At 52.6% G+C, this 22,384-nt stretch carries 21 protein-coding genes, 2 tRNA genes and 1 rRNA gene; 13 read left to right on the plus strand and 11 right to left on the minus strand.

Annotation, left to right across the window (positions count from 1 at the left end; all coding sequences use genetic code 11):
- Window positions 1–75: ribosomal RNA gene (rrf, locus tag VGM55_RS27585) — 5S ribosomal RNA — on the plus strand; the annotation flags it as partial.
- Window positions 76–267: 192 nt separating this feature from the next.
- Window positions 268–344: transfer RNA gene (locus tag VGM55_RS02920), tRNA-Asp, on the plus strand.
- A 169-nt stretch (window positions 345–513) separates the two neighbouring features.
- Here the strand turns inward: VGM55_RS02920 and VGM55_RS02925 are convergent.
- The 4 genes from VGM55_RS02925 to VGM55_RS02940 form a co-directional block, all read right to left on the minus strand.
- The gene (locus VGM55_RS02925) at window positions 514–2,067 is read right to left on the minus strand and encodes a DUF7056 domain-containing protein (protein ID WP_331634543.1); all 1,554 of its coding nucleotides are present in this window, start codon (window positions 2,065–2,067) and stop codon (window positions 514–516) included.
- 155 nt (window positions 2,068–2,222) lie between these two features.
- Window positions 2,223–3,356, minus strand: a complete 1,134-nt coding sequence (locus tag VGM55_RS02930; protein ID WP_154188696.1) for a glycosyltransferase family 4 protein — start codon at window positions 3,354–3,356, stop codon at window positions 2,223–2,225.
- Between the two features lie 8 nt (window positions 3,357–3,364).
- Window positions 3,365–4,030, minus strand: coding sequence for a class I SAM-dependent methyltransferase (locus tag VGM55_RS02935; protein WP_331634544.1), 666 nt, complete (start codon window positions 4,028–4,030; stop codon window positions 3,365–3,367).
- Window positions 4,027–4,998, minus strand: coding sequence for a bifunctional glycosyltransferase family 2/GtrA family protein (locus tag VGM55_RS02940; protein WP_331634545.1), 972 nt, complete (start codon window positions 4,996–4,998; stop codon window positions 4,027–4,029). Before VGM55_RS02940 ends, VGM55_RS02935 begins: the two co-directional genes overlap by 4 nt.
- A gap of 642 nt (window positions 4,999–5,640) precedes the next feature.
- Between VGM55_RS02940 and dkgB the strand changes: the two genes are divergently transcribed.
- Entirely contained in the window at window positions 5,641–6,447 is an 807-nt protein-coding gene (dkgB, locus tag VGM55_RS02945; protein WP_331634546.1) for a 2,5-didehydrogluconate reductase DkgB, read from the plus strand.
- Window positions 6,448–6,453: 6 nt separating this feature from the next.
- On the opposite strand, the gene yafC is transcribed toward dkgB, so the two are convergent.
- Complete coding sequence (yafC, locus tag VGM55_RS02950) at window positions 6,454–7,356, minus strand: DNA-binding transcriptional regulator YafC (RefSeq protein ID WP_045781424.1); 903 nt, start codon at window positions 7,354–7,356, stop codon at window positions 6,454–6,456.
- Window positions 7,357–7,460: 104 nt separating this feature from the next.
- Between yafC and VGM55_RS02955 the strand changes: the two genes are divergently transcribed.
- The 3 genes from VGM55_RS02955 to VGM55_RS02965 all read left to right on the plus strand — a co-directional run bounded on the left by VGM55_RS02955 (window position 7,461) and on the right by VGM55_RS02965 (window position 10,424).
- Window positions 7,461–8,636 (plus strand): MFS transporter, encoded by a 1,176-nt coding sequence (locus VGM55_RS02955; RefSeq protein WP_154188689.1) that lies wholly within the window; start codon window positions 7,461–7,463, stop codon window positions 8,634–8,636.
- A gap of 145 nt (window positions 8,637–8,781) precedes the next feature.
- Window positions 8,782–9,585 (plus strand): endonuclease/exonuclease/phosphatase family protein, encoded by an 804-nt coding sequence (locus VGM55_RS02960; RefSeq protein ID WP_331634547.1) that lies wholly within the window; start codon window positions 8,782–8,784, stop codon window positions 9,583–9,585.
- A gap of 71 nt (window positions 9,586–9,656) precedes the next feature.
- Entirely contained in the window at window positions 9,657–10,424 is a 768-nt protein-coding gene (locus VGM55_RS02965) for a class I SAM-dependent methyltransferase (protein ID WP_331634548.1), read from the plus strand.
- Window positions 10,425–10,468: 44 nt separating this feature from the next.
- Here VGM55_RS02965 and mltD read toward each other — a convergent pair whose 3' ends face one another.
- On the minus strand, window positions 10,469–11,839 hold the full coding sequence (gene mltD / locus VGM55_RS02970) for a murein transglycosylase D (RefSeq protein ID WP_154188686.1): 1,371 nt from the start codon (window positions 11,837–11,839) through the stop codon (window positions 10,469–10,471).
- A gap of 70 nt (window positions 11,840–11,909) precedes the next feature.
- On the minus strand, window positions 11,910–12,665 hold the full coding sequence (gloB, locus tag VGM55_RS02975; RefSeq protein WP_331634549.1) for a hydroxyacylglutathione hydrolase: 756 nt from the start codon (window positions 12,663–12,665) through the stop codon (window positions 11,910–11,912).
- Window positions 12,666–12,700: 35 nt separating this feature from the next.
- On the opposite strand from gloB, the gene VGM55_RS02980 reads away from it, so the two are divergent.
- Window positions 12,701–13,462 carry a class I SAM-dependent methyltransferase gene (locus VGM55_RS02980; RefSeq protein WP_331634550.1) on the plus strand — a complete coding sequence of 254 codons (762 nt, stop codon included), beginning with the start codon at window positions 12,701–12,703 and terminating at the stop codon, window positions 13,460–13,462.
- On the opposite strand, the gene rnhA is transcribed toward VGM55_RS02980, so the two are convergent.
- Window positions 13,416–13,892, minus strand: a complete 477-nt coding sequence (gene rnhA, locus VGM55_RS02985; RefSeq protein WP_154188683.1) for a ribonuclease HI — start codon at window positions 13,890–13,892, stop codon at window positions 13,416–13,418. The genes VGM55_RS02980 and rnhA overlap by 47 nt on opposite strands.
- A 66-nt stretch (window positions 13,893–13,958) precedes the next feature.
- On the opposite strand from rnhA, the gene dnaQ reads away from it, so the two are divergent.
- Together dnaQ and VGM55_RS02995 are read left to right on the plus strand one after the other, a co-directional pair.
- Window positions 13,959–14,690 (plus strand): DNA polymerase III subunit epsilon, encoded by a 732-nt coding sequence (gene dnaQ, locus VGM55_RS02990; RefSeq protein WP_414648186.1) that lies wholly within the window; start codon window positions 13,959–13,961, stop codon window positions 14,688–14,690.
- Window positions 14,691–14,824: 134 nt separating this feature from the next.
- Window positions 14,825–14,901, plus strand: a tRNA-Asp gene (locus tag VGM55_RS02995).
- A 112-nt stretch (window positions 14,902–15,013) separates the two neighbouring features.
- Here VGM55_RS02995 and VGM55_RS03000 read toward each other — a convergent pair.
- Window positions 15,014–15,937: a DMT family transporter gene (locus tag VGM55_RS03000; RefSeq protein ID WP_331634551.1), complete on the minus strand. Its 924-nt coding sequence runs from the start codon at window positions 15,935–15,937 to the stop codon at window positions 15,014–15,016.
- Between the two features lie 146 nt (window positions 15,938–16,083).
- Window positions 16,084–17,577 (minus strand): NCS1 family nucleobase:cation symporter-1, encoded by a 1,494-nt coding sequence (locus tag VGM55_RS03005; protein ID WP_154188680.1) that lies wholly within the window; start codon window positions 17,575–17,577, stop codon window positions 16,084–16,086.
- A gap of 142 nt (window positions 17,578–17,719) precedes the next feature.
- Between VGM55_RS03005 and VGM55_RS03010 the strand changes: the two genes are divergently transcribed.
- Genes VGM55_RS03010 through puuE form a run of 3 tightly spaced genes read left to right on the plus strand, consistent with a single transcriptional unit; the run spans window position 17,720 to window position 20,147 of the window.
- Window positions 17,720–18,433 carry a GntR family transcriptional regulator gene (locus tag VGM55_RS03010; RefSeq protein ID WP_038475361.1) on the plus strand — a complete coding sequence of 238 codons (714 nt, stop codon included), beginning with the start codon at window positions 17,720–17,722 and terminating at the stop codon, window positions 18,431–18,433.
- A 2-nt stretch (window positions 18,434–18,435) separates the two neighbouring features.
- Entirely contained in the window at window positions 18,436–19,173 is a 738-nt protein-coding gene (gene hpxA, locus VGM55_RS03015; protein WP_154188679.1) for an allantoin racemase, read from the plus strand.
- A gap of 17 nt (window positions 19,174–19,190) precedes the next feature.
- On the plus strand, window positions 19,191–20,147 hold the full coding sequence (gene puuE / locus VGM55_RS03020; protein WP_331634554.1) for an allantoinase PuuE: 957 nt from the start codon (window positions 19,191–19,193) through the stop codon (window positions 20,145–20,147).
- 592 nt (window positions 20,148–20,739) lie between these two features.
- Here the strand turns inward: puuE and VGM55_RS03025 are convergent.
- A complete protein-coding gene (locus VGM55_RS03025) occupies window positions 20,740–21,270 on the minus strand; it encodes an NAD(P)H-dependent oxidoreductase (protein WP_154188414.1) in 531 nt (176 codons plus the stop codon).
- Between the two features lie 100 nt (window positions 21,271–21,370).
- On the opposite strand from VGM55_RS03025, the gene VGM55_RS03030 reads away from it, so the two are divergent.
- On the plus strand, window positions 21,371–22,252 hold the full coding sequence (locus VGM55_RS03030) for a LysR family transcriptional regulator (protein WP_331634556.1): 882 nt from the start codon (window positions 21,371–21,373) through the stop codon (window positions 22,250–22,252).
- Window positions 22,253–22,384 lie beyond the last annotated feature (132 nt).

A 22,384-nucleotide genomic window follows, 5' to 3' on the forward strand; every position in this document is an offset into this window, starting at 1 on the left:
GAACTCAGAAGTGAAACGCCGTAGCGCCGATGGTAGTGTGGGGTCTCCCCATGCGAGAGTAGGGAACTGCCAGGCATCAAATTAGCAGTAATGGTCAGTAATACGAGGCAGTTCACTACTCTCAGAGAGTAGGACTGACGAACCGAAAGGCGAGTCTGAACGCTGCGAAGCAGCGGCCCGTAGGGTGAACGTAAGTTCATCAACTGCCAGGCATCAAATTAAGCAGTAAACCGGAGCAACAAACCGGTGGTTGTAGAAAAATTCGGTGGAGCGGTAGTTCAGTCGGTTAGAATACCTGCCTGTCACGCAGGGGGTCGCGGGTTCGAGTCCCGTCCGTTCCGCCACTTATTTACATCAGTATGTTTTATTGCATCTGATAAGAGAAAGCCGCATTGCCTGACAGCAATGCGGCTTTTTTCGTTTTCCGGCGTTGGTTATCTGTATCATCTAATTCGCTGCTTTTTTGTCAGATGTCTGCTAATCAATCTCTGCCTAATTCCTCAGGGATTTTGTTTAGTAGCTGTAGGTGTTGGCAAAAAGATCTTCATTGTCATCGCCAACCTTAAAGAGATTATCGTACGCGCCTTCAGGTAGCAGTAACGCCGTTGCCGGACCATCGCGCAGCATGATTACTTTGTTTCCGGTGGAGAGATGAAATGGTGGGCTCTGCAAGCTGCCATCGATTTCTATCGGTAGCGACAATGGATTACCTGCCTCACTATATAGCCGATATTGACCTGCCAGAGGGACGTTGAAGATTTCCTGATGATCGGTATGTAGAAGGCGGCCAGCAATCCTGATATTGGGGGCGACCCTGGTGTAGCTATTATGTATTACCTCAGCAACGACCGGGGAAATCCTGTCCATTCGGTAGGACCATAAAACGATCTTAGGCGGTGAATGGCTGAATATTTGATAGGCTTCAGAGCGTTTGCCCTGCCTGAGCGTTTCTAAGACATAATGCATATCAAGCCATAAGGGCGTGGGTTCCAGCCTGTTTGGTATCATCCCAATCCCATCAAAATACCTTTCATGAGGCTTTATCATTGCCTCTGCTCTGACAACCAGCTCCAGCTGTGTCCTATTGTTAAGGTTCAGATAGCGGATGTTATCGGCGCAGCTTGAAGCAATGGTTAGCGTGATCCCGGCGATAACGCAGGCAAGCAGCAGTTTATATTGGCGCACTATAAGAAAATCAACGGCGGCCAGAGGCCAGAGTGACATAAACGGTAGCGCCATAATAAACACGTACGGCCATGGTTGATCGTGAAGAAAAACCAGCATGGTGATGATGGCTGAGAAGATCAGAGCGATACGTTTCCGCTCATCCAGCGTTTTGATGCGACTAAGCGTCAGTATCATGCCGGAGAAACAAAGCAGATAGAGTAGTGGGTTTTTTATCAGGGTCTGTAATACATACAGCCGTAGCCCCTCATATTCTCCGTTACCGCGCAACGCCACTTCCACGGGGCCAAAAATAATCCCGGCAGCAATTCGGATCGGATCGCTTCCCCCGAATATAACGCAGTAGGCAATGACAGGAAGCCCCCAGCCTCCGACCAGCCATAATCCCCGGGAAATGCTTACTGCATAGTTTCTTCTCATCAACGCGTCAATGACCAGCCCCAATCCCAGTGCAAGGTTAAAATAGACTGACTTTTGCGTGACCAGGAATGCCAGCCCGCTGAAAAGACCGGCAAAAAGTATTCGCTTTGCGCTTATCGTATGGCCCTGCAATATCACCCAAAGCGCCGTGACGGCAAAAAAGACGGCGATTGGCTCCGATCTTGTGCGGAATATTCGCTCCATGAAATTAGAGAAGCAAAGCAGAATAAGGACAACCAGCAGGGCACGGACCCGATTTCCTTCTAGCAGGCGAGCGCACGCATAGATCAAAGCAAGCGTGGCGCAGGCAAGTAGCGCGGTTTGTATCCGCCCGATAAGCAGGATGGATGAGGCATTCCAGCCAACAAGATGGGCAATTTTATAAAATACAGCAAAACCTACGGCCTTGCTGGGCTGCACCGTCGTAAACAAGCCGTTGGAGAAATACTTCGCATAACCCACCTAGGCAAACTCATCCATTACCAGAAGGATGTGCCAGGCAAAGATAAAAATAAAAGTGATTTTAAAAGTAATAACGATGCCCAGAGCAGTACTGAACAGATGCTGATGTTTACTTAAACGGGTATGAATTGGGGTCGCTAGTTTCATTATATGCATTAGGCATTTGATGAAATGATTGCGTCTGGCGGCATGCCCAGCGCCAGGACTTTGCTGGCCATGATCTGCCAGCAATAGTGGGTGGTGGCGTAATGTGCCATCTCGGTGCGTTCGGACTCGCTGAGCGCCATGCTATCGATAGCGTTGGCGCAGAGATGAGCCGACGCCTGAGGGTTGGCAAGATCGATATCTACACCGCATAGCCAACGCGCGGCCTGTGGATCGGCCCGGTGAGTCGGTATACCGCAGATGACCGGCAGGCCGCAGGCCATCGCTTCCTGGATAACCAGCGGATACCCTTCACCCACGCTCGGTAGCAGAAGCAGATCGACCTGATGGTAAAGATCGGCCAGCGCAGCAGGTGACTGGATGCCAAGATCGTAAACATTGCTTAATCCCCAGTCGTCCGGGCTGAGCGGTCCCTGGCCTGCCAGTAAAAAAAAGAGATCGGGCCGGGTTTCCGCCAGTGTGCGTAATATCGCCAGCCCCTTTTTCTCAACGTAGCGACCAACAAAGAGTACCGGGCGCATTCCCGTAGGTACGGCTATGTCGGCAGGTAAAATCGTTTTTTTTACAGCCGTTCCCCGGAAAAAGAAGGTCGTCCTGTCAACACCGTTAAAGATGAGTTGGTAAGGATAACGAGCGGGAGTTCCGAGCAGATCGTGGCGTACTGTATCGCTAATAAATACCCGGGCGTTGGCCGCCCGTAGCATTGGACGCGTCACTAGCCGGTTCGCCAGAGCCATAAGATGACGCAGGAGGCGTGAGGAGAAAGGGATAGCCGCAATATGCTGAATAAGAACGGTACGTTTACCTAACATCCTGGCGATTACCATTGCGAGTATAGAAATTGCATATAACGCGTCATGAATAATTACCGCGTCGCTGCGCCGTATGGCTCGTATGAGTTGAGGAATAGCCCGCAGCCCCGGAAGCGGTGTTGGCAAACCCGTGAATCTTTCCAGAGGGTTGATGCAGCGAAGGGGAAGCATTTCAATATCATTGTTGAGTAGAGCATCATCGCTGCTTGCCGCCCAGAGCAGTTTTTCCCCCTGTAGCATAAGCTCACGGCACAGATGCCCGGCGACTCGTTCCAGACCGCCGCCGTGAGTCTCATAGAAAGGGCTTACCATGAGGATCTTCAAAAATTATGCGCCTTCTCTAAGCGCATCGTGATTTCCAGTCGATTCGGGAAGAGTAGAGCGTAAGCTCCACTGCGGTAATGCGACTGGGTCACGCGGGCAGCGATGCGGTAGCCGCTGGCATTGGCGAGGCGTTCCCATCCCATGCGGGTAAGGTAACTTGCCCATAGCATGCCGCCGAATGGGATATTGCCGATGGCATCCATTGCGATCAGGCGCATGTTATCCAGCAAACCTTCGCTTTCGTGATCTTTAATATAAAGCGGGCCTTCCACCACCCGGCCTATTTCCCTGAGCAAGCCGACTCTGGCAGCAACGGGGACGTGGTGTAATACGTTATTCAATGTGGCAGCCTGAAACGAGCCGTTGGCGAACGGTAGCGTTGTGCCATCGTACTGTCGAGCCGTAATGCTTAATGAAGGACAGAAGCGGTCAACCAGATCTACTGTTACCACATCATTGACAGGGAAGAGCTCCGCGATGGCCTGAGCAATCACGCCAGTCCCACCACCAACATCGAGTAACCTGCCATGATGTTTATCCCATATCGAGTACAGGCTATTTAGCATAGTTGCTTGATAGTGGGGTACTTTTGTTCGGTACAGTGCAAGATGACGGGACAAGATCTCCTGCAACACGCCTGAATCAATAGGATGGTGAGTCATAAATCTATAACCTTTTTCTTGCCTGAGGGGGCGATAGCCCAGCGGCTAAGCAGGTAGTTCAGCAGCACCATGCAGATTGAAGCCAGCGGTGACGCAACAGACATGGAAAATCCAATCCAGCAATACCAAAACCAGGTCGTCGCGAAGGTAAGCGGGATATTGAATGACATACTGGCGGCATAGCGCATGAAGACGGAAGCAGAGAAGGAACGTTCGAAAGTAATGAGGCTGTGTAATATATAGCCCAGCATTACGACAATCCCGAAAGAGAGAAGAACGGACGACCATAATGGTACGTGTAGAGCGTTCAGGGCGATCATTGTGATGTTGTGGCCTACAAAACAGCAGCCTGAAACAAGCAGGTAAGCAAAAGGCGTCGTCATACTCATTTTGCAACCTTGCGCATTAATAATCATTTCTGACGCAAATTCCATTCCGGTCGAACGAGCCGCTATTTTTTGAAAAGCTTCCCGGGTGAAGCCGCGCATGCCGCAGTGAAAATCTCGAATAGGGGAGCGATAAAGCCAGCGCGCAATACCGGACATCACGGGGTTCCCCAAATAGCGATGCAGGGGCGGCATTGCACCCGCCTCTATTCCGCCAGCAAAACGGTTCCCCATGACAAAATCAGCGCCGTTTTCCAGGGTGTCGATAAAGCAATCAAGCTGACTCCAGTCATACGAATCATCGGCATCCGCCATGATGATATATTTACCCCTGGCGGCACCAGCAGCGGCGCTGAGTGCGGCACCATAACCTCTTGTTGGCTGATGAACGACACGAGCGCCTAACGACTCTGCAATCTCAACGGATTTATCGGTGGAGCCGTTATCACCCACAATCACCTCTCCTTTAACCCCTCGCTGAGTAAAAGACGCCATAGCTTTATTTATGCAGATGCCCAATGTCAGTTCTTCATTCAGGCATGGAATAATTGCTGAAATAAGGGGGGGGGAGGGATTCATCATTGCCTGTGGTGTTGTTATTAGCGCTATGGTGCTCTTCTATGGGCAGGTTCCGTAACTCAATTGTGTGGCCAATATTTATAAAATCGGTGGTGTGCATGATCAGCTGGCTCCAATCCTTGAGCAGTATTAAACATCTATTTAATTTGCTATTGGTTCTGATATATATTCATTGTTTAAATGCTTTTATTATTAATTGATTTTCTATGTGAATAATAAACCCCGTTGCCGATTGGCCTGGTGCGGAGAAAGCGGATGCTTTATTGGTTTAAATCTAAGAGGTGGTTATATATAGCATTGCCGATGCGGCGTTGTATAGTTCCATGAAAGTAAAAATGCCCTTTCTTATTCAGGGTGGAATTATTTGTGCTGAATTTATTTTTTTCTCGTAATGTTTGTTTTAAATTTATTTGGATATGTAATTAACCCTCTTTGTTAATTATATTCTAATTATGATTGTCGCTTTAACGCAGGATTGAGCACCGAGTAAGTGTTTTACTCCAGCGGTTACGGCATCCAGCAGAGAGAAAAATAGCATTGTTGCTGATTTAGCAAAAATCTTCTGCATTTATCCGTCTTTTTCAGCAAAGTATCCCCCGGCATACTCTTCCTCATACAAACGTACACCCTATAATGAGGTTAAAAATGGCAATTCCTGCATTCGGTCTGGGCACTTTCCGCCTGAAAGACGACGTCGTCATCGCATCGGTTAAAACAGCACTGGAGCTCGGCTACCGCGCTGTAGATACTGCACAAATCTATGATAATGAAGCGGCCGTTGGCCAGGCTCTGGAAGAGAGCGGTATTTCACGTGAAGAACTGTTTATCACAACTAAGATCTGGATCGAAAATCTCAGCAAAGACAAACTGATCCCAAGCCTGAAAGAGAGCCTGGCGAAGCTGCGTACTGACTATGCTGATCTGACCCTGATCCACTGGCCATCGCCAAACGATGCCGTACCGGTTGCCGAATTTATGCAGGCGCTACTGGCCGCTAAAGAAGCCGGTTTGACTCGTCAGATTGGGGTTTCTAACTTTACCGTTGAACTGATGCAGCGGGCTATTGACGCGGTTGGCGCTGAGAATATCGCGACTAACCAGATTGAGCTGTCGCCTTACCTGCAGAACCACACCGTGGTTGAGTGGGCTAAGCAGCACAACATCCACATTACGTCCTATATGACGCTGGCCTATGGTAAAGCGTTGGCGGATGAAACCATCGGTCGTATTGCACAGAAACATCAGGCCACGCCTGCACAGGTGATTCTGGCATGGGCGATGGCTCTGGGTTACGCGGTTATTCCTTCTTCCACCAAACGTGCGAATCTGGAAAGCAACCTGCAGGCGCTGAACCTGAAGCTGGATGCAGAAGACATGGCGGCCATTGCTGCCCTGGAATGCAATGACCGCCTGGTAAGCCCTGAAGGCCTGGCACCGAAGTGGGATAACTGATCCTGATTACGGCCCTTCAGGGGGCCGTTTTACCGCTTCGCTTAGAAAATCGATAAAGGCCCGGATACGGGTACTGACCGCACGGTCGCTGTAGTACACCGCGCTGAAAGGCATATTGACCGGTAAAAGCTTATCGGCAAGCACCTCGACAAACTCTCCGCTCTCAATCTCTCTATCAATCATAAAATCCGACAGGCAGGCGATGCCGTTCCCCGACAGACACAGCTGTTTAAGCGTTTCGCCGCTATTCGAAGATAAACCTGGCTTTATCTCAAAAAGCTGCCCATCCGCCTGTGAAACCGGCCAGCGGTTAAGGGAGGACGGTTCTGTAAAGCCGAGGCAGACGTGATTCACCAGATCGGCGGCACTCTCCGGCGTGCCGTGAGCCGCCAGATACTCAGGTGAAGCAATAATCTTGCGATAGCTGCTAAAGAGCGGACGAGCACGTAGGCTCGAGTCGGTTAAATTGCCGACGCGAATCGCCACATCGACTTTACGTTCAATGAGGTTAATGAACGTTTCTGAAGAGACAAGCGAGAGCGTCATTTCCGGGTAGCGTTCGCGGAACGGTTTTATCAGCGGCATCAGTAAATGCAACATTACCGGCGTTGCGGCATCGATACGCAATAATCCCCGCGGCGTCTGTTTGCTTTCCATCACTTCATTTTCGGCGGCGGCCATCGCCTGCAGAATCTGCTGCACATTACGGAAGTAGCGTTCGCCTTCCTCCGTCAGGCTTAGCTGCCGGGTTGTGCGGTTGAGTAGGCTCACCCCCAGCTTCATCTCCAGCTTTTTAACCGTTCTGCTCACCGCCGAGTTGGCTTGCCCCAGTTGCTCTGCTGCACGGCTGAAGCTCCCGCTCTCTACTACGGCAACGAAAATCGCAAGTTCTTCCGATGTAGCCTTCATTGTTGCTCCACAAGCAAAATTCTATTGAGATTTTACATATTTTTGTTATTTAAGCATCCCGCCATACTGCGTGTCATCAACAGACACCCGTTATGGAGTAAATTATGCCTCTGGCGCTTCTTGCACTGACGATCAGTGCTTTCGCAATCGGCACCACCGAATTTGTTATTGTCGGGCTTGTACCGACGATTGCTGAACAGCTTGCAATCTCAGTTCCGTCTGCAGGATTGCTGGTATCTATCTATGCTCTTGGCGTGGCGATTGGCGCGCCTGTTTTGACCGCCTTAACAGGCAAACTGCCGCGTAAGCAATTGCTCATCGGCCTTATGGCGCTATTTACCGTAGGGAATGTGATAGCCTGGCTGTCGCCTAATTACGAGACTTTGGTCGTAGCTCGCCTGCTTACCGGGCTGGCACATGGCGTATTTTTCTCCATTGGTTCGACGATTGCGACGAGCCTTGTACCCAAAGAGAAAGCGGCTTCAGCCATTGCCATTATGTTTGGTGGCCTGACGGTAGCGCTGGTGACCGGCGTGCCATTGGGGACGTTCATCGGGCAGCATTTCGGCTGGCGTGAAACTTTCCTGGCAGTATCGGCTATTGGCGTTATCGCATTGATTAGCAGCACGATCCTTATCCCGAAAGATATTCCTAATCGTGCGCTGGCTGGAATTAAGGAGCAGCTGCAGGTATTAACCCATCCGCGTCTGGTGCTGATCTATCTGGTTACCGCGCTGGGCTATGGGGGCGTGTTTACCGCCTTTACCTTCCTTGCACCAATGATGCAGGATCTCGCGGGCTTTTCACCCTCGGCAGTCAGTTGGATCTTGCTTGGTTACGGTGTATCTGTCGCTATCGGTAATATCTGGGGAGGCAAGCTTGCGGATCGTCACGGTGCGGTTCCGGCCTTGAAATTTATCTTTGCAGCTCTGGCCGCGCTGCTGCTGGTATTCCAGTTCACTGCCCATTCGCATATTGGCGCGCTGATTACGATTCTGGTTATGGGGATATTTGCTTTCGGTAACGTACCTGGGTTGCAGGTTTACGTTGTGCAGAAAGCTGAACAGTACACGCCTAACGCTGTTGATGTTGCCTCTGGGCTGAACATCGCCGCTTTTAACGTTGGCATCGCGATTGGTTCGGTCATTGGCGGCCAAACGGTGCAAAATTTTGGTCTGGCACAAACGCCGTGGATTGGTGCGGTGATTGTTGTCCTCGCGCTACTGCTGATTGGCGTCAGCGGCAGGCTGGATAAGCAGTCACGTGTTGCGATGAGCTAAGTTTTTCTTTCAGGAGCGTGGCGGTTTTACGCTCCTGAAAGGCAATGGTTTGTAATGGGCGTTGAAAGTCTGCGCTAAAGTCCCTATAACTGAAAGACAGCCTGCGAACTGCAGGTATTTGAGTTACAGAGGTCGTTAGCCAAACGTGCACAAGAATACCTATGCCATGCGATACGTAGCCGGACAGCCAGCAGAGCGAATTCTGCCTCCCGGCTCGTTTGCGACTATTGGGCAGGCATTACCTCCCGGTGAACCCTTACCGGGGCAGGACACGATACGTGTTCTGGTATGGAACATCTTCAAGCAGCAGCGAGCCGACTGGCTTTCGGTGTTGCAAACTTTTGGCAAAGATGCGCAACTGATGCTGTTACAGGAAGCGCAAACCACGCCTGAATTAGTCAGATTTGCGACCAGCAACTATCTGGCGGCCGACCAGGTGCCCGCGTTTGTTTTGCCTCAGCATCCTTCTGGCGTTATGACACTTTCCGCCGCACACCCCGTATATTGCTGTCCGCTGCGTGAACGTGAGCCGATCCTGCGGTTGTCTAAATCGGCACTGGTGACCGTTTACCCTTTGCCGGATGGGCGTATGCTAATGGTTATCAATATTCATGCCGTCAATTTTAGCCTTGGTGTTGACGTTTACAGCAAACAGCTTGGGCCAATCGGCGATCAGATAGGGCATCACAACGGGCCGGTTATCATGGCCGGTGATTTCAATGCCTGGAGCCGACCACGCATGAATGCATTGTTCCGTTTTGCCCGCGAAATGACGCTGCGTGAAGTCCGTTTTACCGACGATCATCGCCGCCGGGCGTTTGGTCGCCCGCTTGATTTCGTCTTCTATCGTGGTTTGAACGTCACCGAAGCTTCGGTGCTGGTGACGCGTGCCTCAGACCATAACCCGCTACTCGTTGAATTCCGTCCCGGCAAGCCTGAGCTGAAATAAGGTTCGTCAGGTCTGCCGTTGGGCAGACCTGTGCGCTGCCCCTTTTCTCACTTAACCGCAAGGACATAACGATGACAACGCAATCCCATCACGACAAAGTCGGTCAGCAGTTTGGCTCCCAGGCCAGCGCCTATTTGACCAGTACGGTTCATTCCTCGGGGCGAGATTTAGAACGCCTTAGCGCACGTCTGAATGATTTCCCACATGCAACCTTGCTGGATATGGGATGCGGAGCAGGGCATGCGAGTTTTATCGCCGCCGCAAAGGTGAAGTCAGTAGTGGCTTATGACTTATCTGAGCAGATGTTGACGGTAGTCTCAGAAGCGGCAACGACGAGGGGAATAACGAATATTTCGACTCGCCAGGGGTATGCAGAGTCACTTCCCTTCGACGACCGTACCTTCGATGTCGTGATCAGCCGCTATTCCGCCCACCACTGGCACGATGTTGGCCAGGCGCTGCGCGAGGTGAAGCGTGTGCTTAAGCCTGGTGGCATTGCTATTTTTATGGATGTCACTTCACCGGGTCACCCGGTGAAGGATATCTGGCTGCAAACGGTCGAGGCATTACGTGACACTTCGCACGTGCGTAATTATTCCAGCGGAGAGTGGCTGAGCCTGTTTAACGATGCAGGCCTGATGACGCACAGCGTGTTGTGTGACAGGTTGAACCTGGAGTTTTCCAGCTGGATTTCAAGAATGCGAACGCCAATAGTGTTGTCTGATGCGATCCGCGCTTACCAAAAAAGCGCTTCTGACGAGGTTAAACAGTACTTTGAACTGCAGCGGGACGGCTCGTTTACCAGCGATATCATTATGCTGGAAGCCAGAAAAGCGTAAAGCAAAAGAAAAGGCACCGTTAAGGTGCCTTTTTTGAACCTGAATCAGGTATCCGGCGTCGCGTTATTGCTGACAAACAGCGTTAAACGGTCACCTGGTTTCAGATCGTCAGTATCGCTGTTCCAGCGCATCACATCTTTGATGTTCACGCCGTGACGTTTGGCAATACTCGACAACGAGTCACCTTTGCGCACCTGATAGGTGATGCTGCTGTTATCAGCAAGCTGCGTTGCGCCACCTTTCACGCTGAGCGTTTGCCCAACTTTAAGGTGCGAACCGCGTAGGTTATTCCAGCTCTGCAAATCTTTTGCATTCACACCGAGGCGTGAAGCAATAGTGGACAAGGTATCCCCGGACCGCACCTTATAAGATTTGTTGCCACCCGCGCTGCTGCGGTTATCCGCAACCAGCGTTGGCTGTAAAGCATCGATTTCACCAGAAGCCAAAGAGGCTTTCAGCTGCTCGGCATGCTTTTTCGGCACCATCACGTAACGCTGATTTTTCCCAACGGTAGAACTTTTCACGCCAGCGTTGAAGGTCTTCAGGTTGGTAAGCGACATGCCTGCCATTTCGGCGACCTGCGTTAACTCAACCGGACTGCTTACTTCAACACGCGCCAGCGCGCGGCTTTCATCCGTTGTTGGCAGACGTACGCCGTACTTCTGACTGTTTTTGAGTATGTCACTCAGCGCCAGCATTTTCGGTACGTAGATCTTTGTTTCACGCGGCAAAGCCAGCGACCAGAAATCGGTAGGTTTACCCCGCGATTTGTTCGCTTTAATGGCGTTCAGCACACGGCCTTCGCCGCTGTTGTACGCTGCCACGGTCAACAACCAGTCGCCGTCAAACATCTTGTTCAAACGCTGCATCATATCCAGTGCGGCAGTGGTGGAAGCCACTACATCACGGCGTGCATCGTACGCTTTGGTCTGCTTAAGACCGTAATTGCGCCCCGTACTTGGGATAATCTGCCAAATGCCTGCTGCATTTGCGCCAGACGTCGCGTGGGGGTCAAAAGCGCTCTCCACTATGGGTAGTAGTACGAGTTCCATTGGCATGTTGCGTTTCTTAACCTGCCCGGCAATCCAGTACATATACGGCTCTGCCCGTAATGTTACATCGTGGAGATAGCTCTTATTACTCAGGTACTTCTGTTTCTGTTCGCGGATCCGGACGTTTTCCGGAATCCCCATCTTTAGCTCGTTGCCGATGAAGTTCCACAGGTTTTGGTCTTGCGCGAGGAAGGTTCCATCATCCATCCATCGCGCAGAGGCCGCTCGACCTGTGTACTTTCCTGCTTCACCTTGACCAGCTGCAGACAGACTCTGTGCGTGCTGTTGAATGTTGGCATCATGCTTTGACGCCTGGCACCCGACAAGCAAGACAGAGGCGAGTAGTATCGCTTTTGCCTTCATGTGTGTGTCAATGGTTGCTTAAAAGACGAGCGATAATACCGTCGCCTTTTCGACAACACAACCAGAATATTCAGAAGCTGTCCTTCTTTGTCCTTAACCAGGCGAATATCTCATGGGGTTGTTGCAAGTTTGTTTCTTTTGATATTTTTTCTTTTAAAACATTATCTTCCGTGCGTAAAAAAATATTTATTTGGCGTTCTGTTTGCAGCGTTGACGGCAAGGTTGAGTGATTTTTTGCGCGTAACTCCTTAACTTTTCGATAATATCCCTTTAATTGCTCATTATGGGGTAAAATACTTAAGGAAAACTTTATGTTTGACTCGGTGTACTCATGTGCGCAACAAATCTGGGTTTCAGCGGGTAGTGAATTAAGTTTTTGAAATGATGTAAACATCTGCTCTGCCGTACCTTCAAAAAGTCTTCCGCAGCCGCCAGAAAACATTGTGTCGCCGCAAAATAGATAAGGAAAACTAAAAATAGAGATATGTCCTAAAGTGTGACCAGGTGTTGCTATCACGCGAAATTCACGCCCAAGCAGACTAAACTTATCCCCTTCACCAACGATCTGCGTAGCCCCTTTCTGCCGGGTTTCCTCCGGGCCGTAGACCTCAATGTTCGGGTACTTGTCCTTCAGTTGCTGAACGCCACCAACGTGATCGGCATGATGATGGGTCAGCAAAATGGCCTCTGGCTGCCAGCCGTTTTCCTCTATTGCCTTCAAGACCGGCGCGGCTTCACCCGGATCGACAATTACGCATTTTCCCTGCGCATTATTAAGCACCCAGATGTAGTTATCCTGGAAGGCGCGAATACTGTTAAGATTCATAGTTCAACCTCTCTATGGCGATTAAGAAGGTAGTGATGAAACCGGCAAGGATACCTGAGATTATCACTTCCCCCCATCATTGGGCGCAGTTGCGGTGGGGGGAATATTACCGGGAAGCGCTTGAAGAGCAGCTGCGCCCATGGCTTGGCAAAATGTTCGGTTTTCACCTGTTGAAAATCGGCAACCTGAGTGCGGAAGTTAACACTGAAGCCTGCGCGATTTCACATCAGGTGAATGTGGCATTAAAGGGAGAGCATTTGCAGGTAAATGCTGACCCTCTTCATTTACCGTTTGCGGCAAAGTCGGTTGATACCTGCCTGCTGGCCCACACGTTACCCTGGTGCTCAGATCCTCATCGCTTACTGCGGGAAGTCGACCGCGTGTTAATCGACGACGGCTGGATCATTCTCAGCAGCTTCAATCCTATAAGCCTGCTGGGGTTAGGGAAAACCGTCCCATTCCTGCGCAAGCGAGTACCTTATAATTGCCGTATGTTTACCCCAATGCGGCAGCTGGACTGGCTGTCTTTGCTGAATTTTGAAGTGATGTACCGGCGTAGTTTCCAGGTATTGCCCTGGCATAAGCAGGGTGGGAAGTTGTTGAGCACCCATCTGCCTGCGCTTGGCTGTATGCATGTAATCGTGGCGCGCAAACGCACACTCCCGCTCACGTTGAATCCGATGAGAAGCCGCAAAGCGAAAAATCAGATTCGCTCGGCGGTGGGGGCGACGCGGCAATATCGTGATGCTGTTAAGGTGCAGCCCCGTCCGGCTGATAACCCACATCCTCATGAGTAGGACGGGACGCAGCGTTGCGAGCCAGTTCGTCGCAGCGTTCGTTTTCCGGGTGGCCGGCGTGGCCTTTCACCCATTCCCACTTAATTTGATGGTGGCTCAGAGCGGCATCAAGACGCTTCCATAAATCTACGTTCTTCACCGGCTTTTTGTCGGCCGTTTTCCAGCCTCGCTTTTTCCAGTTGTGGATCCACTGGGTAATGCCCTGGCGGACATACTGGCTGTCGGTGCTGAGGACCACATCGCAGGGTTCGATGAGCGCTTCGAGCGCAACAATAGCGGCCATCATCTCCATGCGGTTATTGGTGGTGAGGCGAAACCCTTCGCTGAAGATTTTTTCGTGCTGTTTGTAACGTAAAATCGCACCATAGCCGCCCGGTCCTGGGTTCCCCAGGCAGGAGCCATCGGTGAAAACTTCTACCTGTTTACGCATCTCTGGTAGACTTCCTGTGATGAAAAGGCCAAGTCTGACATAAACGAGCGCGATGAGCACAGCTATATGATTTCTACCACGACCAGACAGATAGTTCTCGATACCGAAACCACCGGTATGAACCAGATCGGTGCTCATTACGAAGGGCACCGCATTATCGAGATCGGTGCGGTTGAAGTGATCAACCGCCGCCTGACGGGCAATAACTTCCATGTCTACCTAAAGCCCGACAGGCTGGTGGATCCGGAAGCCTTTGGCGTTCACGGTATTGCTGATGAATTCCTGGCGGATAAACCGACGTTTGACCAGGTTGCAGACTCGTTCCTCGACTATATTCGCGGCGCCGAACTGGTCATTCATAACGCCTCGTTCGATATCGGCTTTATGGACTACGAGTTCAGCAAGCTGCGCCGCGACATTCCCAAAACGGATACCTTCTGTAAGGTAACCGACAGTCTGGCAATGGCCCGTAAGATGTTCCCGGGCAAGCGAAACAGCCTCGACGCGCTCTGCTCGCGCTATGAAATAGACAACAGCAAGCGTACGCTGCACGGCGCATTGCTCGATGCCCAAATCCTGGCCGACGTCTATTTGATGATGACCGGCGGGCAAACATCGTTGAAATTCTCAATGGAAGGTGATGTGCAGCAGCAGCAGGGCAGCGGGGGGATCCAGCGTGTCGTGCGCCGTGCGTCAGGCATGCGGGTCATCCACGCCAGTGATGAAGAGCTGCTTGCGCATGAATCTCGTCTTGATTTGGTGCAGAAGAAAGGCGGAAGCTGCCTCTGGCGCAGCTAAATAGCGCGGAAATGAGTTAAAAATCACCACTCAGGTGATTTTTGCGGCAAACGGTTAATTTTATGATAAAAAGCGTTGACGGCTATCGGGCCAAACCGTAATATTCGCTTCGTTCCCGACGGGGAACAAAACGCGGAGCGGTAGTTCAGTCGGTTAGAATACCTGCCTGTCACGCAGGGGGTCGCGGGTTCGAGTCCCGTCCGTTCCGCCACAATTCAGAAAGCCTGAGTCAGCAATGATTCAGGCTTTCGTCGTTTCTGCTTTCTGAAAAATTCTGTTTCACCCCCGCGCTGATATCGCGCGAGGGCTGGCTGAAGTAACCTCTAGTGCCTGCTGGCTAACGCCACGCCAATCAAAATGGTCGCAATCCCGATGATATGGAAAAGATGCAGCGTTTCGCCCAGAAACACCAGCGACAACACCACACCGAAGACAGGGATCAGGTGAATGCTCAGCCCGGCCCGTGCGGCACCCACGGCTTCCACGCAGCGCCCGTAAAGCAGGTATGAAACAAAAGAAGGGAATGCGCCGAGGAAAATAACCGCTGAAATCGTCATCGTGTTCCAGTGCGGAACCGCGCCGGTGCTCAACTCATGCAGCCACAGCGGCAGCGTCACCACCAGCGCGATAGCTACCTGAACGCCCAGCAGCCCCATGCGGCTGATATCGGAAGGGATTTTTCGGATCCACAGCGTATACAGCGCAAAACAGGCCATGGCCGCCAGCAGCATCAGGTCACCCGATGAAAACGCCATTTGCAGCAGCCCGTGAATATCGCCCTTAAAGATAATAAACAGCACGCCGCAGCAGGAAATCGCCAGGCCTACCACCTGCTTGACGCTTAACTTATGCCCAAAGAACAGCGCGCCAAACAGCATAATCAAAACCGGTATACAGGAGTTAAGCAACAATGCGTTGGTGCTCGACGTGTGGTGCAGGCCGATATACACCAGCAGGCTAAAGCAGACGATGCCGGTCACCGACACCGCGATAATCCAGCCCAGGTATTCCCGGTAACGGCGAAAGTCTCTTTTTATATAAGGGAACGCAAACGGCAGGATCACTATCAGCGCCACCAGCCAGCGCATAAAGGTGAGACCCACCGGGGGAATATCGTTGCGAACGGCTTTACCGACGATGTAATTGCACGCCCATAGCAGCGGCGGAATGGTGAACAGGAGCAAAACATACCAGGCCGATGGCTTATGGGGGGCAGCCTCAGTGGCCGACTTCTTACTGCTGAGCAAGGGACTCTCCTTTGACACGGGATTTTGCTGGAAAGGGCGAAGGGAGAATATATTACTCGCTGTCGGGCTAGTCGTCGTCGTGGAGAAGAAAAAGAGTATGTCTGGACATTAAAAAGCCTGAACCGCGAGGGCTCAGGCCTCAATGTTTACTCTTTAGAGGTGGCAACGCGGCCGGTAAAAGCGCTCGAAACGGCAACTTTTTCGCTACGAGCCAGCCAGCGGTAGCAGCTCAGACCGAGGAAGACGCCGATAAACCAGCTGAAGTTGGCGACTTCATGCAGCGAAGGAATAAAGCTAATGGTCAGGCAGACGGCGACCGAAGGCACCAGGGCGATAATCGCCTTCGGGTTAAAGCCATTGCTGTACCAGTAGCGGCCCTTTGGCGTGTCGTTGAACAGATCGTCGACGTGGATTTTGCCGCCCTTAACAAGGTAGAAATCCGCGATCAGGATGCCGAACAGTGGCCCAATAAATGAACCTAAAACATCCAGCGTGTAATGAATCAGCTCCGGGGACTGGAACAGGTTCCACGGCGTCAGCAGCACAGATCCCACGGCGGCGATCATCCCACCTGCACGGAAGCTGATCTTCTGCGGCGAACAGTTAGAGAAGTCGAACGCCGGGGAGACAAAGTTCGCCACGATATTGATCCCGATAGTCGCGGTGATCATCGTCAGCAGGCCAATGGCCATCGCCAGGCTGTTGCCGATATGGCTGACGGTTTCGATAGGATCGGTGATCATCTTGCCGAACAGAGACTGGGTGCCGGACACGATAACTACCGTCACAATAGAGAACAGCAGGAAGTTAAACGGCAGGCCCCAGCGGTTACCGCGGCGGATCTCTTTCATGCTTTTTCCGTAGCGAGAGAAATCGCCGAAGTTAAGCAGCGGGCCGGAGAAGTACGACACGACCAGCGCGGTGGCGGTGATCATCTGCCACACCTGCTCGCCGGAGCTGAGCTGCTTGCTCGCTAAAGTGAAGGAGATCCCATCGAACCCGGTCTGATAAAGGATCCAGCCGGCCAGCGCCATCATCACGATGTAAACCGCAGGGCCTGCGATATCAATAAAGCGCTTAATGGCGTTCATACCGTGCCAGAACACCATCGCCTGCAGCACCCACATAATACCGAAGCAAATCCAGCCGAGCTGAGACAGGCCGAGGAAGCTCACGCCGGTCATTGGGGCAAGCGTCGGCCAGAACTTCAGCAGCACCAGCATTAATGCGTTAGCGGCCAGATAAGTTTGTATCCCGTACCAGGCGAAGGCGATAAGCCCGCGGATCACCGCTGGAATATTCGCGCCAAAGACGCCGAAGGCCTGACGGCAAATCACCGCATAAGGCACGCCCGCCAGCTGGCTAGGTTTTGCCACCAGGTTGGCGCACAGCTGCACGATACAGATCCCCGCCAGAAGGCAAATCAGCACCTGCCAGCTGGCAAGCCCGAGGGTAAAAAAGCTGGCCGCGACCACATAGCCGCCCATGCTGTGTACATCAGACATCCAAAACGAAAAAATATTATACCAGGACCAAGTCTGGTGGCGGGTCGGGGCCAGGTCATCGTTGCACAGGCGCGGGCTGTAGCCGGCGTGGGCACTCTCTTTCATGGCTGTGGCGTTGTTCTCTATACCTGGCATGGGATCTGCTCCTATAAAACAGAAGGTGGATTATGTCTGCCATAGGTATTGCAGGAACCAGGCCAGGTTTGCATTTCTTGTATTCAATTATCAATGATATTGTATACAAAATGAGGGTGCCTGATGCTAACAGGAGTAGTGGATGAAACGTGATTTCGGGGTCACAGCCCCAGCAGAACTGCATGATAAAGAAGCCGTTATCTGGCAATCGCTGATGACGGCGATGGTTGAACATCAGCTGCCGCCGGGCAGTAAACTGCCGGAAGAAGCGCTGGCAGACGTTTTTGGCATCAGCCGAACCGGGATCCGCAAAGTCTTAACGCGCCTCGCAACGGTGCAAATGATCACCATGCTGCCCGGACGTGGTGCATTTGTGGCGATGCCGGACGTAGAAGAATCGAAAGCGATCTTCCAGACCCGGGCGGTGCTTGAGTGCGCCAACCTGCCGCACGTGCTTGAACATCTCCAGGCCCCGCATCTCGTCGCGTTACGTAAAATTATCCAGCAGGAAGAAAAAGCCCATCGCGACGGCGACGGGCCTGCAGCAATTCGGTTCTCCGCGGCGTTCCATATCCAGCTGCAGGCTATTTCCGGCAACGCCGTGCTGACTGAAATGGTCACCAGCCTGACGCACCGTTCATCGCTGGTTATCGCCGCATGGGGCGCACCGTGGCAGCGTGGCTGCCGCTGCGACGATCACGAAAATCTTATCGAACTGCTGCGTAACAAAGCGCTTGAGCCGCTCACAGTCGCCATGCAGCACCACTTCGAACATATTGTTTCCAGCCTGCATTTTGAGCGCAGCGGTGAAACCACCCCAGACTTCGCCCGCATCTTCGGCACCCGACAGGAATAACCATGCAGCAGCCTATTATTCAAGTGATCAACCCCAACACCAGCCAGGCGATGACGCACACTATTGCTGAAGCCGCCCGCAGCGTTGCCGCACCCGGCACGCAGATCCTCGCCAGCTGTCCGGAGCAGGGCGTGGAGTCAATTGAAGGGCATTTCGATGAAGCCATCGCGGCCATCGGCGTACTTGAACAAATTAAGCAGGGCAAAGCGCAGGGGGCGAACGGGCACGTGATAGCCTGCTTTGGCGATCCGGGTTTGCTGGCGGCGCGTGAGATAGCCAGCGGGCCGGTGATTGGTATTGCCGAAGCGGCCATGCATATGGCCACGATGGTGGCGACTCGCTTCTCGATTGTTACCACGCTGCCGCGCACGGTGATCATTGCCCGTCACTTAGTGCATCAATACGGTTTTGAACATCATTGCGCCGCGCTGCACGCTATCGATCTCCCTGTTCTGGCGCTGGAAGACGGTACAGGCCTGGCCCAGCGGCTGGTGCGTGAACGCTGCATTCAGGCCAAAAAAGAAGATAACAGTGGGGCGATCGTGCTGGGCTGCGGCGGGATGGCGAATCTGGCAAAAGAGCTGACTGAGGAAATCGGTATCCCGGTTATCGACGGCGTGACCGCTGCGGTGAAGCTGGTGGAGTCCCTGGTGGCGCTGGGCATCGGCACCAGTAAATTTGGTGACCTCGCTTACCCGAACAAAAAGCCGCTTTCGGGCTCTTTTGCTCGTCTGAGTTAAGGTTGAAGGAGAGAATCATGCCATCAGAAGAAAAAGCTAACCGCTATCCTTTTACCGAAAACTACCCGCGTGACCTTGCCGGTTATGCCGGCAATCCTCCCCATGCGCAGTGGCCAGGCGGTGCGCGTATTGCGGTTCAGTTTGTGCTCAACTTTGAAGAAGGCGCTGAAAACCACGTCCTGCACGGCGACAGCGGCTCAGAACAGTTTCTCTCCGATATCATCGGCGCCGCCAGTTTTCCCGATCGCCATATGTCGATGGACTCTCTTTATGAATATGGGTCGCGGGCGGGCTTCTGGCGTATCCATAATGAATTCCAGAAGCGCGGCCTGCCTTTGACGGTGTTTGGCGTGGCGATGGCGCTGGCCCGCAACCCGGAAATTGTCTCCGCGATCAAAGCCGCAGATTACGACGTGGTCAGCCACGGCTGGCGTTGGATCCATTATCAGAATATGGACTCTGCCACCGAGCGACAGCACCTGCATCAGGCAATGGAAATACTGGAGGATTTGTTTGGCTCTCGCCCGCTGGGCTGGTACACGGGGCGCGATAGCCCGAATACCCGTAGGCTGGTGGTAGAGCACGGCAGCATCCTGTATGACAGCGACTACTACGGCGACGATCTGCCTTTCTGGAGCAAAGTCACCTGCGAAGACGGCCGCGTCAAACCCCATCTTATTGTCCCGTATACGCTGGACACCAATGATATGCGCTTCGCCACCGCTCAGGGCTTTAACACCGCCGAGCAGTTCTACACCTATCTGAAAGACAGCTTTGACGTGCTGTATGAAGAAGGTGAAACGGCACCGAAGATGATGTCCATCGGCATGCACTGCCGTCTGCTGGGGAGGCCGGGTCGTTTCCGGGCGCTGCAGCGTTTCCTCGACTATGTGCAGCAGCATGAAGGCGTGTGGATTTGCAGAAGACAGGATATTGCGGAGCATTGGGTGGAGATGCATCCCTATGCCGAGTAAGACGCTTCTTGGTGTTGTTTCTTTTGTTGGGCTGGTTAAAGTTCCGTTCACTTCCAGTTCTGTTTTACATGTCATCACCGATACTGTGAACGACTCGGGGAAGTCACCGTCACTTCCCCGAGACCCCGGACTCCCGGCGAAATAAATCGACCGCTGAAGCGGCAGACCTCCATTTTATCTCCCAGTCCTGGGTCGGCTGAGATGCGTTCCCGACGCTCTCAGCCTCCGGCCGTTCCCGACGTCCGGACCCTGGCCAGTCGGAGAGAAAACCGAGGCGATTTAAGCCGGAACCGTGCCTCGCTTTTAACCCGCAGCTACACACAAAGTCACAGTCGCTTCAAGACCCGCAGCCACGCCCTTGTTCCCGGCTCTTATCGTCCCCGGTGATGACCCAACTCAGGCGGGGTTGAGCTGCCGGGAGCAGCGAAAGAGAGCGATCGTCGGGGCTGTTCGGGGGATGGCGTTATCCCCCGGACACGTTCACCGTATTCCGAGCCTGCAGAGGGAAGCAAATGTACTGGTGAACGGAACCTGAGCCGATCCTTCATAGAGTGTATTTGTGACTAAGAGGCAGCCTGAGGTGAGGGATAAATTACCCTTTCAGCCCCTGAATCCGGCTCAGCCAGCCGTTTACACCTTCATCAATCAGCGCTTCCGTAATGGTGTTCGCCCCCTGGATCAGCGCGGGTGTCTGCCAGATCATACCGGTTTTATTCGCCATCGCACGGAACGGCAGCAGTAGCTCATCCACCGTATAGTGGTTTGCCCCTTCGGCGCTGTAGGCCTCGGCCAGGCCACCTGTTGAGGTCATCACCATCATTTTTTTACCGTGCAGCGCGGTACCGCTGGTGCCGTAAGCAAAGCCGAAAGTCAGCACCTGATCCTGCCAGTCCTTAAGGATCGCCGGGGAGCTGTACCACCAGAACGGGAACATCAGCACCACAGATTCATGCTCCAGCAGCAGCGTCTGCTCACGTGCCACGTCAATCTGGTGATCCGGGTATTCGCGTTTCAGCTCGTGGACGGTCACGCCCTCTATACCTTTCAGGGCAACAACACCGGCATGGTTAATGCGGGATTCATCAGGGGAACGGTGCGCCGCCAGAACTAATATTTTTTTCATCTTTCAGACCTCATTTTTTGGATGAGGCTATCTTTTCAGATGACAGGGCTTACCTGTAGTCCATAACATGGCATATCTGTTTCAACCAAGGGTTACAAGCATGATGCTTTCAGCAGACGTTCATCGGCTTATTCCGGCTTTCCTGGCGGCAGCAGACTGTCACAGTTTTTCCGCCGCCGCGCGCCAGCTGGGGATAACGCCTGCTGCGGTGAGTAAGGGCATACGCCAGCTTGAACAGCGGCTCGGCATCGTGCTTTTCGTGCGCAATACGCACTACGTGGTGCTTACCGAGGAAGGCACAGCGCTGCGTGAACAGGTTGCGCCGCTGTGGCAGGCATTGAATCAGGCTTTAGTTAACCCTGGTGCGGAACCCTCCGGCCTGCTGCGCGTTAGCGTGATCCCCGGCTTTGGTCGTCACTGCCTGATGCCCCTGATGAGCGAATTCCAGCGGCGCTATCCGCAGATACGCATCGAACTCTCCATGGAAGCCCGCAGCGTTAATCTGATTGGCGAGCGGATAGATATTGCCATTGGGCACCGAACTGTGCGCGATAGCCGCGTAGTGGCACGCGAACTTTATGAAAGCAAAACGATAGTGGCGGCAACGCCCTCCTACCTTGAACGCTACGGCACACCACAAAAGCCGGAAGAACTGTTGCATCACCGCTGCCTTGTGCACCGTAACCCCGGCACGGGCCGCCTGCAACATTGGCTGGATGATGACTCGCTGATAGACGAAGCCTCTTCGTGGTTTATCACCACGTCACCGGATTCGCTGGTCGACGCGGCACTTTCAGGAATAGGCATTATTTGCCTGGCAAACTGGTATCTGGATAAGCTCGTGGAGGAAGGCCGGCTTAAGGCAATTCTGAAAGAGTACACGCCCGCGCCGCAGCAGCTTTGGATGAAGTATGCCGGCGGAAAACTCCCTCCCAGAACGGCCGTATTCGTTGAATATTTAAACGAAAAATTCCGCCGTTAATTTACTTTTTTTTGCGAACGCCCACCGTTTCTACCGCCCCCGATTTACCTTGTTCTGCATCAATAAAATGGTAAACATGTTTGATGCAAATCACTATATATAGAACTTAAAATGCATCCCGGCCCTACATGT

The sequence above is a fragment of the Cedecea sp. genome (genome assembly GCF_036500665.1).
Lineage (GTDB): Bacteria > Pseudomonadota > Gammaproteobacteria > Enterobacterales > Enterobacteriaceae > Cedecea.

What these genes read in the sequence shown, in the direction of transcription:
- VGM55_RS02930 (WP_154188696.1), bottom strand. Translation starts at nt 3,356, where the DNA reads ATGGTAAGCCCTTTCTATGAGACTCACGGCGGCGGTCTGGAACGAGTC.
- VGM55_RS02935 (WP_331634544.1), bottom strand. Translation starts at nt 4,030, where the DNA reads ATGACTCACCATCCTATTGATTCAGGCGTGTTGCAGGAGATCTTGTCC.
- VGM55_RS02940 (WP_331634545.1), bottom strand. Translation starts at nt 4,998, where the DNA reads ATGATGAATCCCTCCCCCCCCCTTATTTCAGCAATTATTCCATGCCTG.
- dkgB (WP_331634546.1), top strand. Translation starts at nt 5,641, where the DNA reads ATGGCAATTCCTGCATTCGGTCTGGGCACTTTCCGCCTGAAAGACGAC.
- yafC (WP_045781424.1), bottom strand. Translation starts at nt 7,356, where the DNA reads ATGAAGGCTACATCGGAAGAACTTGCGATTTTCGTTGCCGTAGTAGAG.
- VGM55_RS02955 (WP_154188689.1), top strand. Translation starts at nt 7,461, where the DNA reads ATGCCTCTGGCGCTTCTTGCACTGACGATCAGTGCTTTCGCAATCGGC.
- VGM55_RS02965 (WP_331634548.1), top strand. Translation starts at nt 9,657, where the DNA reads ATGACAACGCAATCCCATCACGACAAAGTCGGTCAGCAGTTTGGCTCC.
- mltD (WP_154188686.1), bottom strand. Translation starts at nt 11,839, where the DNA reads ATGAAGGCAAAAGCGATACTACTCGCCTCTGTCTTGCTTGTCGGGTGC.
- gloB (WP_331634549.1), bottom strand. Translation starts at nt 12,665, where the DNA reads ATGAATCTTAACAGTATTCGCGCCTTCCAGGATAACTACATCTGGGTG.
- VGM55_RS02980 (WP_331634550.1), top strand. Translation starts at nt 12,701, where the DNA reads ATGAAACCGGCAAGGATACCTGAGATTATCACTTCCCCCCATCATTGG.
- rnhA (WP_154188683.1), bottom strand. Translation starts at nt 13,892, where the DNA reads ATGCGTAAACAGGTAGAAGTTTTCACCGATGGCTCCTGCCTGGGGAAC.
- dnaQ (WP_414648186.1), top strand. Translation starts at nt 13,959, where the DNA reads ATGATTTCTACCACGACCAGACAGATAGTTCTCGATACCGAAACCACC.
- VGM55_RS03005 (WP_154188680.1), bottom strand. Translation starts at nt 17,577, where the DNA reads ATGCCAGGTATAGAGAACAACGCCACAGCCATGAAAGAGAGTGCCCAC.
- VGM55_RS03010 (WP_038475361.1), top strand. Translation starts at nt 17,720, where the DNA reads ATGAAACGTGATTTCGGGGTCACAGCCCCAGCAGAACTGCATGATAAA.
- hpxA (WP_154188679.1), top strand. Translation starts at nt 18,436, where the DNA reads ATGCAGCAGCCTATTATTCAAGTGATCAACCCCAACACCAGCCAGGCG.
- puuE (WP_331634554.1), top strand. Translation starts at nt 19,191, where the DNA reads ATGCCATCAGAAGAAAAAGCTAACCGCTATCCTTTTACCGAAAACTAC.
- VGM55_RS03025 (WP_154188414.1), bottom strand. Translation starts at nt 21,270, where the DNA reads ATGAAAAAAATATTAGTTCTGGCGGCGCACCGTTCCCCTGATGAATCC.
- VGM55_RS03030 (WP_331634556.1), top strand. Translation starts at nt 21,371, where the DNA reads ATGATGCTTTCAGCAGACGTTCATCGGCTTATTCCGGCTTTCCTGGCG.